This window comes from Pseudomonas sp. ML2-2023-3, assembly GCF_037055275.1.
Lineage (GTDB): Bacteria > Pseudomonadota > Gammaproteobacteria > Pseudomonadales > Pseudomonadaceae > Aquipseudomonas.
Map to the genome: position 1 here is coordinate 1,879,107 of NZ_CP146343.1, position 12,399 is coordinate 1,891,505.

Consider the following 12,399-nt stretch of genomic DNA (forward strand, 5'->3'; position numbering starts at 1 on the left):
GCCATTAGAATGCTGTGCAATCGCGCCCATAGTCAGCGCAGGCGAAATTAGGAGCCCCGTACATGAGCAACATGAACCACGAACGTGTCCTCAGTGTTCATCACTGGAACGACACCCTGTTCAGCTTCAAGTGCACCCGCGACCCGGGTCTGCGCTTCGAGAACGGTCAGTTCGTGATGATCGGCCTGCAACAGCCCAACGGCCGTCCGCTTATGCGTGCCTACTCGATCGCCAGCCCGAACTGGGAAGAGCATCTGGAGTTCTTCAGCATAAAGGTGCCGGATGGCCCGCTGACCTCCCAGTTGCAGCACTTGAAGGAAGGCGACGAGATCATCATCAGCAAAAAACCTACGGGTACGCTGGTGCTGGACGACTTGAAGCCGGGCAAGCATCTGTACCTGCTCAGCACCGGTACTGGCTTGGCGCCATTTATGAGCGTCATCCAGGACCCGGAAACCTACGAGCGTTTCGAAAAAGTGATCCTGTGCCACGGCGTGCGTTACGTCAATGAAGTCGCCTACCGCGAGTTCATCACCGAGCACCTGCCACAGAACGAGTTCTTCGGCGAAGCGCTGCGTGAAAAGCTGATCTACTACCCAACCGTGACCCGCGAGCCGTTCGAGAACGAAGGCCGTCTGACCGATCTGATGCGCAGCGGCAAACTGTTCAGCGACATCGGTCTGCCTCCAATCAACCCGCAGGATGACCGTGCCATGTTGTGCGGCAGCCCGAGCATGCTCGACGAAACCAGCGAAGTGCTGAACAGCTTCGGCCTTAAAGTTTCGCCACGTATGCGTGAGCCGGGTGACTATCTGATCGAGCGCGCCTTCGTCGAGAAGTAAACCGCACCGATCAAAAAAATGTGGGAGCGGGCTTGCTCGCGATTGTGGAGCTCCAGTCACCGCACAGGTGTCTGAAAGACCGATATCGCGAGCAAGCCCGCTCCCACATTGCGTTTCAGATCACTGCTTGGGAATTACCTCAAGCACCCGGATCGTGCCGGGTTCAGGGTAATGCCAGCGTACGTCCAGATCCCAGAACTGCGCGCCGTACTCTCGTTCGGGGGTGGGCGTCTGGTAGGCCGGGCGCGGGTCTTGCGCCAGGCATTGCTCAATCAGTGCCACCAGCGGCTCCTGGAGGCGTAGAGCCTGTGTATGAGCCTGTTGCAGGGCCGTATCGGCCCACACCACGGGAATCAACACCGGTGCCGCGCTGGCCATGCCATTGCTGGCATCGGCAATGATGTCCGCGTAAGGCACATAGGGTTTGATATCGAGAATCGGCGTGCCGTCGAGCAGGTCGATTCCTGAAATCCACAAGCGATTGGCTTCAACCTTGTCCAGCTTGACCACAGACTGGCCGATGCCATTCGGGCGGTGGGTGGCGCGGGTAGCAAACACTCCCATCGACTTGTTGCCGCCCAGCCGTGGCGGGCGTACTTTTAGCCGGGGTTTGTCTTCGAGCGCTTGATGGAATACGAACAAAAGCCAGACATGACTGACCTGCTCCAGCCCTTGCACCGCATCGCCCTGATCGAAAGGCGCGACCAGTTCCAGCACGCCACGGGCGGCCGGAGCCAGTTGCGGCTGACGGGGGATCGCGAACTTCTCCTTGAAGCAGGAGCGCACAAATCCGATGGGGGAGACGGTATAGGTCATCGAAAGAAACCTTGTAGTCGCTGCCGCAGGCTGCGATGGGCTGCGGCAGCGGCCCTTGGTAGATAAGGACTTGAAGATCTTTCAGATCTTATCGCAGCCTGCGGCAGCGACTACAAAAGCGATAGTGTTTTCAGTCGCGAACGCGCAGGGTCAGGCCTTTCAGGAAGTTGCGCAGCAACTGGTCGCCACAGGTGCGGTAGTTGGTGTGGCCGAACTTGCGGAACAAGGCGCTCAGCTCAGGCTTGGATACCGGAAAACCAGCAGCCTTGAGGATGGCGTGCATGTCGTCTTCCTTGAGTTCGAAGGCCACGCGCAGTTTTTTCAGGATGATGTTGTTGGTCACCGGCAGCTCAACAGGCATCGGTGCACGGCTTTCGTCCTTGCCGCGCTTGAAGATCACCAGGCCATCAAGAAAGTGCGCCATCACGTCGTCAGGGCAACGAACAAAGCCTTCTTCTTCGTCTTTTTTCAGGTAGGTCAGTACGTCTTCCTTGGTGACTTCAAGACCACCAAGCTTGATGATTTCTACAACCTTGTTGTCGCTGATGTCGAGCATGTAGCGCACGCTACGCAGTACGTCGTTATGAATCATGTGGGTAATCCTGATATTCAGCAGTGAGCACCGCAGGCATTGCTGCGGTGTCGAAATGTTCGGTGTGGGGCTTAGAACTTTTCTTTGGCGCTCATGTAGCGCCATTGGCCAACGGGCAATTTACCCATCGACACGCCACCAATACGGATCCGGCGGATAGAGATGACCGTCAGGCCGACGGCCTGGCAGAAGAGTGCAATGACCCCCGGCTGCGGATTTTTCATCGCAAAGCGCAGGCGGTTTTCACTCTGCCAGCTGGCCTTGACCGCAGGCAGCTCGCGACCCTTGTAGGTCATGCCATGATTGAGGCGGTTCAAACCGTGGGGTGCCATCTCGCCAGAGACTTCAACCACGTACTCCTGCTCGATCTTGTTGGCATCGGCCGTAAGCTTGCGCACGATTTTCCAGTCTTGAGTAAACACCAGCAGGCCGCTGGCGTTGGCTTGCAGCTCGTTGCCAACGCTCAGGCGCAGGAAGTGGCCTTTTAGCGGGCGCTTGCCGAAACGGTGCTCCTCGCTCAGGGTTTCAGGGCCGATCAACGCCAGGGCGCTATCAGTGTCCAGGCCCGCCGGGGCGTTCAACAAAATGGTCACCGGTTCTGGCGCAGTAGCCTTGGCCTCTGGGTCCAGCTCGACTTTTTGGCTGTCGACCTTGAATTGCGGCTCGTCGATGACTTCGCCATCTACCGTGACCCAGCCACCTTCAATGAACAGTTCGGCCTCACGGCGGGAGCAGCCGACGAGTTCGATGAGGCGTTTGGAGAGACGTATCGGTTCAGACATGACAGGGGCCGTATAGGAATTGGGCGGCTATTGTACCCGCCTGGCGCCGGTTAAGCCCGGCAACATTTGCCTTATGCACGTGCTGGGCGTTTATACCGCAGGTGCAGCAATGGATACGGTTGGCCCAGGCCGTCTTTTTCGCAGCGCCCGGTGACCTCAAAACCTTGCTTGAGGTAGAAGCCAATGGCTTGCGGGTTCTGCTCGTTGACGTCGAGGCGCTCGGCATTCAGTTCGTTGATGGCGAACATCAGCAGGCACCTGCCTATGCCTTGGCCCCGGTAATCGGGGTGGATAAACAGCATTTCCACCTTGCCTCCCGCTACGCCCGCAAAGCCGGTTATGCGTTTGCTGACGGGATCCTTGCAGCAGATCAGCATCACGGCATCCAGGTATTGATCTTTGACCAGACCCCGTAACAGTTGGATATAGCTGTCAGGCAAAAAGTCGTGGGTAGCCCGTACCGATGCTTCCCACACGTCGGTCAGTTCATCGAAGTCTGTAAGGCGTGGCGTATGAATAACCCATTGTTGTTGCATCAAGCGTGTCTCCTGACACAGGTTGGGATAGCGATGGATTAACGATAGTCGTAAAAAAAGCCCTGGCGCGAGTGCGGCAGGGCTTTTTGAGAGGCAGTTGCGGTTTAGATCACTTCAGCCCACAAGTCATACTCGTCGGCGTCGGTGACGCGACACATGATCTTGTCACCCGGCTTGATGTCTTTTTCGGTAGCAATAAACACGTTGCCGTCGATTTCCGGTGCGTCGAAGAAGCAGCGGCCAACAGCGCCTTGCTCATCAACTTCGTCGATCAGGACTTCGATTTCCTTGCCGATTTTCATCTGCAGGCGTGCGGCGCTGATGGCCTGTTGGTGGGCCATGAAGCGGTCCCAGCGATCCTGCTTGACGTCGTCCGGCACGATGGCCGCGTCCAGCAGGTTGGCGGGGGCGCCTTCTACTGGCGAGTACTGGAAGCAACCCACGCGATCCAGTTGCGCTTCGGTCAGCCAGTCGAGCAGGTACTGGAAGTCTTCTTCGGTTTCACCCGGGAAGCCGACGATGAAGGTCGAACGGATAATCAGGTCCGGACAGATCACGCGCCAGTTTTTGATGCGGGCCAGGGTCTTGTCTTCAAACGCAGGGCGTTTCATGGCCTTGAGCACTTTGGGGCTGGCGTGCTGGAACGGGATGTCCAGGTACGGCAGGATCTTGCCGGCGGCCATCAGCGGGATCAGTTCGTCAACGTGCGGGTACGGGTAAACGTAGTGCAGGCGGACCCACACACCCAGCGAGCTAAGCGCTTCGCAGAGTTCGGTCATGCGGGTCTTGACCGGGGCGCCGTTCCAGAAACCGGTACGGTACTTAACATCAACGCCGTAGGCGCTGGTGTCCTGGGAAATCACCAGCAGTTCTTTTACGCCAGCCTTGACCAGGCGCTGGGCTTCGTCGAGGACGTCACCCACCGGACGGCTGACCAGCTTGCCGCGCATCGACGGGATGATGCAGAAGCTGCAGCTGTGGTTGCAGCCTTCGGAAATCTTCAGGTAGGCGTAGTGACGCGGCGTCAGCTTGATGCCTTGAGGCGGCACCAGATCGATCAGCGGGTTGTGATCCTGGCGCGGTGGCACCACCTGGTGCACGGCGTTGACCACTTGCTCGTACTGCTGCGGGCCGGTCACGGCGAGCACGCTTGGGTGCACGTTGCGGATGTTGCCTTCTTCGACACCCATGCAGCCGGTCACGATGACCTTGCCGTTTTCCTTGATGGCTTCACCGATCACTTCCAGGGATTCAGCTTTCGCGCTGTCGATGAAGCCGCAGGTGTTGACCACAACGACGTCAGCGTCCTGGTAGGTGGAGACGACGTCGTAGCCTTCCATACGCAGCTGCGTAAGGATGCGTTCGGAGTCGACCAGCGCTTTCGGGCAACCCAGGGAAACAAAGCCAACCTTCGGGTTGGCTGGCTTGGTGGTAACGGTGGACATGGCGAACCTCGGTATGTAGTGACGTTACATGCCCGTAAAGGCTGCACGACGAACGGGCGCTTTGGGCCTGCTGGCGCTCTGTTGAAATTATCAACCAAGCGGTAACAGGCTCTTGTGCGCCTCTGATCAAAAAAAGTGCGCAATTTTAGCTATGGTCAACGTACTTGACCAGCGTTATACGGGGATTTACGACGAGTGCTGCGCTATGCTGCGCGCCGTCGCGAAAACAGGGTTTTCAATCACCCGAATTTCGTGGATCAGATTCGCAAAATCAGCGCATGCTGCTGATCAAATGTAGCGCAAACCATTAAGAAACGCGGTCCATGGTCGTAGGGGTGGTTGATGGGGCAGGCAAGTAGTCAGGCGGCAGAAGACGGTCACTCAAAGGCCAGGCCCATAGGGATGCTGGTTGCAGCGGTCGGCGTGGTGTACGGCGATATTGGTACCAGCCCCCTGTACACCCTCAAGGAGGTGTTTTCCGGCGGGTATGGAGTGCAAGTCAACCATGACGGTGTGTTCGGAATTCTGGCGTTGATTCTGTGGTCGCTGATCTGGGTGGTCTCGATCAAGTATGTGCTGTTCATTCTGCGGGCAGACAACGAAGGTGAGGGCGGCATCATGGCCCTGACCGCATTGGCGCGGCGTGCTGCTTCGCCCTATCCCAAGCTGCGTTCGGTGTTGGTGATCCTGGGGCTGATCGGTGCTTCGCTGTTTTACGGCGATAGCATGATTACTCCGGCGATCTCGGTATTGTCAGCGGTCGAAGGGCTTGAACTGGCGTTCAGCGGGCTGGAGCGCTGGGTCGTGCCGCTGGCCCTGATCGTGCTGGTGGCGCTGTTTTTGATCCAGCGCCGTGGCACAGCCACTCTGGGCAAGCTGTTCGGTCCGATCATGGTGCTGTGGTTCGTCGTGTTGGGCGGGCTCGGTATTCATGGCATCGCTCAACATCCTGAGGTGCTCAATGCGCTGAACCCCGTGTGGGGCGTGCGTTTCTTCGTCTCGCACCCCGGTATGGGCGTGGCCATTCTGGGCGCCGTGGTGCTGGCGTTGACCGGCGCTGAAGCGCTGTATGCCGACATGGGCCACTTTGGGCGCAAGCCGATAGCCCGGGCCTGGTTCATCCTGGTGTTGCCTGCGTTGGTGCTCAATTACTTCGGGCAGGGTGCTCTGCTTCTGGAAAACCCCGAGGCTGCCCGTAACCCGTTCTATTTGCTGGCACCCGCCTGGGCGCTGATTCCTCTGGTAGGCCTGGCCACGCTGGCCACGGTGATTGCCTCCCAGGCAGTGATTTCCGGGGCCTTCTCCCTGACCCACCAGGCGATTCAGCTCGGTTATATCCCGCGCATGCATATCCAGCACACCTCCAGTGCCGAGCAGGGGCAGATTTACATCGGTGCGGTGAACTGGTCGCTGATGGTCGGGGTGATTTTGCTGGTACTGGGCTTTGAATCCTCGGGGGCCCTGGCGTCGGCCTACGGGGTGGCGGTGACCGGCACCATGTTGATCACCAGTATTCTGGTGTCGGCGGTGATGCTGTTGCTGTGGAAGTGGCCGCCGATTCTGGCAGTGCCTGTACTGATTGGCTTTCTGTTGGTGGACGGTCTGTTCTTTGCCGCCAACGTGCCAAAAATTGTGCAGGGCGGGGCCTTCCCGGTGCTGGCGGGGATTGTGCTGTTTATCCTGATGACCACTTGGCGTCGCGGCAAGCAACTGCTGGTGGATCGCCTTGACGAAAGTGCGCTGCCGTTACCGCTGTTTATCAGCAGTATCCGGGTGCAACCGCCGCATCGGGTTCAAGGGACTGCGGTGTTTCTGACGGCCCGTCCGGACGCGGTGCCCCATGCGCTGTTGCACAACCTGCTGCATAACCAGGTGCTGCACGAGCAAGTGGTATTGCTGACGGTGGTCAACGAAGATTCGCCCCGGGTCCCTGCTTCGCGGCGTTTCGAGGTGGATTCGTATGGAGATGGCTTCTTTCGGGTGATCCTGCACTTTGGTTTCATGGACGAGCCGGATGTGCCTGAGGCGTTGAAGCTGTGCCATCTCGATGAGCTGGATTTCAGCCCTATGCGTACCACTTACTTCCTTAGCCGGGAGACGGTGATTGCGTCCAAGCTGGTGGGTATGGCGCGTTGGCGAGAAGGGTTGTTCGCGTTCATGCTCAAGAACGCCAACAGCAACTTGCGCTTCTTCAAGCTGCCACTTAACCGGGTTATCGAGCTGGGGACCCAGGTCGAGATGTAGTCGCGTTCAGGTCGCCAATAAAAAGCCCCGGCTCGTGAGAGTCGGGGCTTTTTTGTGCAGGAGGGAGGCGTTTTTGTGGGAGCGGGCTTGCTCGCGATACAGGCGCCGCGGTTTGCCTGATAAACCGCAGCGCACCCATCGCGAGCAAGCCCGCTCCCACAGGTTGCTTACTCGGCAGTCGTCTGATGCTTCTTGATCAGGTCTACGAGGCGCTGGGCCAGGGCCGGGTAGTTTTCGTCGAAGTGGTGTCCGCCGGGCAGTTTCAGGCTTTCGCCTACGGCTGTCTTGGCGGTGCAGCCGCTTTCATCCACCTCTTCTGCGCCATAGATGCATACCACTTTGCTGGCAGGCAGCTTGGACATTTCCTCGCCCGTATCGGCTTCAGCGCCGGCTTTGCCGAGCCAGCCATCGACATGGATCTCAAAGCTGCCACTGCGGGCAAATGCCAGGAGCATGATGGCGTCGACCCGCTTTTGCTCGGCTTCAGGCAAGCGATTGTAAGTGGCAGGCAAAACGTCAGCACCAAACGAGTAGCCCACCAGTACAAAGCGCTGGGTGCCCCACTTCTGACGGTAATGCTGCATCAGTTCGGTCAGGTCGGTGGCGCTTTGCTCGGGTGTTTTGTGCTGCCAGTAGTAGCGCAGCATGTCGATGCCGACCACCGGGTAGCCGATCTTGGCCATTTCACCGGCCACATCGCGGTCCAGGTCTCGCCAGCCACCGTCACCGGACAGGAACAGGGTTACGGTGCTGTTTTGCTGGCCTGCGGGCACTTCGACCACCGGCATGCTCAACCCGCCGTTTTCATCGCCTACCAGTATTTTGCGCAGTTCGTTGCTCAGTACCTGCGGGTAATGAATGTCGTAGTCGCTGATGCTGGTCTGAGCGTTTGGTTGATCACGTACGAACGCAGCGCTCGGGTCGTCAGGGTTGTCGTTCCAGGCCACCAGCCAGTTGCCGTGGGCAGCGGTTTTTGGAACGGGCAGGGCGCAGCCGGGCTCTTCAAGTTTGAAACCGACCGACACGGCCTGGGCCTTGTCATTGGTCTGCTCGGCCAGCCAGCGCCAAGCCAGGGTTGCACCCGGACCGATACCGCTGACCAGCGTCGCTGGGCCCTTGAGTTGTTGCAGTGCAGTTTGCAGGGCTTGCTGCTGCAGGGTGCAATCATCTTTGGGCAGAATCACCTGCACGACCTGTGCTTTGCCGCCACGGCTCAAGGCCACTAACTGCTTGTCATTGAGCGCTTCTTCGGCGGGGGTGGCGATCACCACCCGGGCCAGGGCTTTCTGACCGGGAGTGACGTTGGTCAGGGTCGAGCCATCGGTTTGACTCAGGTGTTCAATTGTTGGCTCAGGCGCGGGGCGATTCCAGAACCAATAGCCGCCTGCAGCCAGTGCGACCAGAACTATCAAGGCAAGCAACAAAAACCGCCAGGAACGATGTTTCATTAACGTTTCACCAATCCAGTCAAGCCGCCTGCAATCAGGGCGGCGGTATCAGCCAGCGCTACCAGCGGATCAAGTCCGGCGGGCACGGCCATATAACGAGGTTCCCAGTCGGGCTGGAATTTATCTTTGAAGCGGCGCAAACCCTGGAAGTTGTACAGGTGCTCGCCGCGCTGGAACAGCATCGACCCCAGACGCTGGGTCAACGGTGCGCCGCGTCGGGGTTGCAGGCCGGACAGAGGTACCATTCCCAGGCTGAAACGTGCGTATCCATGCTTTTTATAATGCTGAATCAAACCCACCATCATGAATTCCATGGTCAGTTTTGGCGCTTCGGGGTGTGAGCGCATCAGGTCGAGGCTCGACAGCTCATGGCTGTGGGTTTCAAGCAGGTTGGCGAAGGCTACCGGCTTGCCTTCAAAGCGAATAATTGCCACGCGAAAGTGCTTGATGTAGTCCTCGCTGAAGCGACCCAGGGAGAAGCCTTTTTCCCGTACGTTTTTGCCGGTAAGCCAGGCATCCGAAATGGCCTTGAGTTCATCCATCGGGGCCTCACCCGGTTCGTGGATTTCCAGTGACAGACCGTCACGGGTGCCACGGTTCCAGGTGTAGCGCAGGTCTTTCATCTCTTTGCCCTTGGCTTCGAGATCAAAGCGGTGCAAGTCGACCCGGGCTTCTTCTCCGAGCTTGATCGCGGTCAGGCCAATGTCCATGTAAAACGGCAGGTTCTCGGCGCGGACCTGATAGAACACGGGGCGGGCGTGAAAGGTGTCGCACAGGTCGCGAAATTGCCAGATCAGCTCGGCACGCTGCTGGGGTGGTCCAATCGGGTCGTACAGCGCTACCAGGCTGCGCCCGCGGCGGGCGTACATCAGGAAGGCATTTTCATCCGGGTGGAACAGCAGGGCCTTGTCGCCGGTCAGGGCCAGGCCACCATCGGGCTGGTCGGAGGCCAGGATGATTTTCCCGGCTTTTTCCAGCTCTGCGGCATCGGGCAGGTGAATCACCGGGCGTGCGGTACGCAATAGCCAGGTCAGCGACACGATCACCAGCAGCACGGCTGCGCCCAGCAACGAGCGCAGGCCCCGTGGGGCGTCCGAGTCGAGGGTGAACTGCCACCACAGTTGATGGCTGTAAGGAACGTCCTGATAGGCGAACAGCAACAGCCAGATCGAGGCGCCCAGCACGCAGACACTGGCCACCAGATACAGGGGTGAAAACGGCAACTCGGTCAGGCGGCTCGGACGGTAAAACGAGCGGCGGAACAGCCCCAGCAGGCTGGCGGTCAGGACCAGGATAGTGGCTTCTTCCCAGTCAAAGCCTTTGAGCAGGGAAAGCACGGCGCCGACCAGCAGCAGAATCGTGGTCAGCATCCAGGCAGCGGACAGGCGCCGGCGCAGGCCTTGGGCAAGCAACAGACACAGCACGCCGATCAGGCTGGCGCCAAAGTGTGATGCGTCAATCAGGCGGTGCGGGATCAGAAAGCCGATGTGCTCAAGGCGTGTGTCAATTTCGGGAGTGGCCCCGGAAAACAGCAGCACCACGCCGGACATAAATACCAGGACCGCCAGAACCGGAGCGGCCAGGCCCGAGGCAACCCGCAGGCTTTGTCGGGTATGGATCAGGCGTTGGGCTTCGTTCAGCAACAGCAGCAGGCAGGCAATCAGCAGCGGCAGGATCACATAGATCATGCGGTACAGCAGCAGGGCAGCCGCCAGAGGTGCTGCGCCGAGTTTGTCGGCAAAGGCGGCCAGCAGGATGGCTTCGAAAACCCCGACACCGCCGGGCACGTGGCTGAGTACGCCAGCAGCCAGCGCCAACAGATACACCAGCATAAAGGCGCCAAAAGGTGGCGCTTCGGGTAGCAGCAAATACAGCACGGTGGCCGCTGCAGCGACGTCCAGGGCTGTAATGACTAATTGCAGGAAGGTCAGGCGCGGGCTTGGCAAGCGTAATGTGCGACGCCCGGCCTTTACCAGCAGGTTGTCCGGGATCGGTTGCTCAGGAAGGCGGCGGCGATAGATGCCGAGTGCCAATAACCCGAACAGGGCCAGAACCGCGAAAGCAATTGCACCCAGTATATAAGCCGGGATGTGCAGGGCGGCGGAGGCGGCGGGCAAGTTGCTCAACGTTGCCAGTGCTGCCAGTGGCGGCAAGGCACAGCCCAGTGACAGGCTGGCGAACAGCGTCATGTGGGCGACTTCTGATGCGCCTACGCCATGACGTGCATACAGGCGATATCGCACGGAGCCGCCGGACAGCAGCGACAGGCCGATGGCATTGCCGATGGCAAAGGCGGTGAAGCCGCCCAATGCCAGGGTTTTAGGTGGCAGCTTGACCCCGGCATACCGGCTGGCGGACCACTCATACCCCAGCAGTATCACAAAGCCCACGGCAGTCGCGGCCACTGCACCGAGGAGGGCGGGCTTGGGGACTTCCAGGATCGAGTCGTGCAGGGCGTACAGGTCAAGTTCGCTGAGCAGGTGGCGACAGGCAATCAGTGCTATCGCAAACAGCAACAAAGTGATTGCCAGACCAATGGGTTGGCGATACTTGCTCAGCAAATCCAGCCAGCGCAAACGAGTTGCGGCAATCGGGTGGGCTGCTGTGACGGCTTCTTTAAGTTCTGGCGAATTATCGGGCATCAATCACCTCGTGGATCGTGCGCGATAGGATGGAGGCATAGGCTCAAGTTACCAATCCTTTTGGTGAAAATATTTCTAAATATGTTTGGCTGTTTGCCTGAGGTTCAGGTTTGGCCTGTACAAAAAGGGTAATTATTGCCGGACAGCATAGACGACGGGACTTTCAGGAATATGACGTTGAGCGTCAATAACCGTTTTCCCCATACTTTTCGAGCGCGCACAAAAAAGGCCACTCTTTCGAGTAGCCTTTTTTGATGTTTGGTTGCGGGAGCCGGATTTGAACCGACGACCTTCGGGTTATGAGCCCGACGAGCTACCAGACTGCTCCATCCCGCGTCTGTGTGGGCGCATTCTACAGAGGATCGTGCGGGTGTCAACCTTAAATGTCGTAAGCGGTTGAAATACCCGGTTTTAATTCCTCCGGCTCGTGACGTGCAGAAGGCGGGTAAAACACCCGGGCACAAAAAAGGCCACTCTTTCGAGTAGCCTTTTAATGTTTGGTTGCGGGAGCCGGATTTGAACCGACGACCTTCGGGTTATGAGCCCGACGAGCTACCAGACTGCTCCATCCCGCGTCTGTGGGGCGCACTCTACAGTGATGAGTGGGGGAGTCAACCTTTAATGCATAAATGACCTGAATAAGATCAAAACAGGCCTGTTTTTGGGTGGGGGCAGTTCGGTCTGTTGCAGCTGCCGAGGAACGAAGGCTGCGTTCGGCGGCGAAGCCGTCGCAAGTCAGGCGAGCTACAAAACAGGCGCGCACAAAAAAGGCCACTCTTTCGAGTAGCCTTTTTCGATGTTTGGTTGCGGGAGCCGGATTTGAACCGACGACCTTCGGGTTATGAGCCCGACGAGCTACCAGACTGCTCCATCCCGCGTCTGTGGGGTGGATTCTACAGCGATCCGCTGGGCTGTCAAACCTTAATTTAGAAAAATTCGTTCTGCGTCAATTGGTTAGATAGAAAATCCGGTTGTAAAAAGGCCTGCAGGCCATGTTCCATATGGGGTGTGGCTCTATTGACGGGCAAGATTCGATTGAAAAAACAAATTCA

9 protein-coding genes and 3 tRNA genes are annotated in these 12,399 nt (G+C 58.4%); 2 read left to right on the forward strand and 10 right to left on the reverse strand.

Annotation, left to right across the window (positions count from 1 at the left end; all coding sequences use genetic code 11):
* Positions 1–62: 62 nt before the first annotated feature.
* Positions 63–842: a ferredoxin-NADP reductase gene (gene fpr / locus V6P94_RS08740; protein ID WP_019827846.1), complete on the forward strand. Its 780-nt coding sequence runs from the start codon at positions 63–65 to the stop codon at positions 840–842.
* Positions 843–962: 120 nt separating this feature from the next.
* On the opposite strand, the gene tsaA is transcribed toward fpr, so the two are convergent.
* The 5 genes from tsaA to rimO form a co-directional block, all read right to left on the reverse strand.
* Positions 963–1,658 carry a tRNA (N6-threonylcarbamoyladenosine(37)-N6)-methyltransferase TrmO gene (gene tsaA / locus V6P94_RS08745; protein WP_326398367.1) on the reverse strand — a complete coding sequence of 232 codons (696 nt, stop codon included), beginning with the start codon at positions 1,656–1,658 and terminating at the stop codon, positions 963–965.
* Positions 1,659–1,788: 130 nt separating this feature from the next.
* Entirely contained in the window at positions 1,789–2,250 is a 462-nt protein-coding gene (locus V6P94_RS08750; protein WP_095003025.1) for a DUF1456 family protein, read from the reverse strand.
* A 71-nt stretch (positions 2,251–2,321) separates the two neighbouring features.
* On the reverse strand, positions 2,322–3,032 hold the full coding sequence (locus V6P94_RS08755; protein ID WP_326398365.1) for an rRNA pseudouridine synthase: 711 nt from the start codon (positions 3,030–3,032) through the stop codon (positions 2,322–2,324).
* Between the two features lie 71 nt (positions 3,033–3,103).
* The gene (locus V6P94_RS08760) at positions 3,104–3,568 is read right to left on the reverse strand and encodes a GNAT family N-acetyltransferase (RefSeq protein WP_133075815.1); all 465 of its coding nucleotides are present in this window, start codon (positions 3,566–3,568) and stop codon (positions 3,104–3,106) included.
* Between the two features lie 104 nt (positions 3,569–3,672).
* Positions 3,673–5,013, reverse strand: a complete 1,341-nt coding sequence (gene rimO, locus V6P94_RS08765; protein ID WP_133075814.1) for a 30S ribosomal protein S12 methylthiotransferase RimO — start codon at positions 5,011–5,013, stop codon at positions 3,673–3,675.
* Between the two features lie 342 nt (positions 5,014–5,355).
* Here rimO and V6P94_RS08770 point away from each other — a divergent pair, with 342 nt between their 5' ends.
* On the forward strand, positions 5,356–7,257 hold the full coding sequence (locus V6P94_RS08770) for a potassium transporter Kup (protein WP_133075812.1): 1,902 nt from the start codon (positions 5,356–5,358) through the stop codon (positions 7,255–7,257).
* A gap of 167 nt (positions 7,258–7,424) precedes the next feature.
* On the opposite strand, the gene V6P94_RS08775 is transcribed toward V6P94_RS08770, so the two are convergent.
* From V6P94_RS08775 to V6P94_RS08795, 5 genes are all read right to left on the reverse strand, one after another.
* Entirely contained in the window at positions 7,425–8,705 is a 1,281-nt protein-coding gene (locus V6P94_RS08775) for a virulence factor family protein (protein WP_133075811.1), read from the reverse strand.
* Positions 8,705–11,347, reverse strand: a complete 2,643-nt coding sequence (gene mprF / locus V6P94_RS08780) for a bifunctional lysylphosphatidylglycerol flippase/synthetase MprF (protein ID WP_133075810.1) — start codon at positions 11,345–11,347, stop codon at positions 8,705–8,707. The genes V6P94_RS08775 and mprF overlap by 1 nt, the downstream gene beginning before the upstream one ends.
* 259 nt (positions 11,348–11,606) lie before the next feature.
* Positions 11,607–11,683 (reverse strand) — tRNA-Met (locus V6P94_RS08785).
* Positions 11,684–11,845: 162 nt separating this feature from the next.
* Positions 11,846–11,922: transfer RNA gene (locus tag V6P94_RS08790), tRNA-Met, on the reverse strand.
* Positions 11,923–12,148: 226 nt separating this feature from the next.
* Positions 12,149–12,225: transfer RNA gene (locus V6P94_RS08795), tRNA-Met, on the reverse strand.
* Positions 12,226–12,399 lie beyond the last annotated feature (174 nt).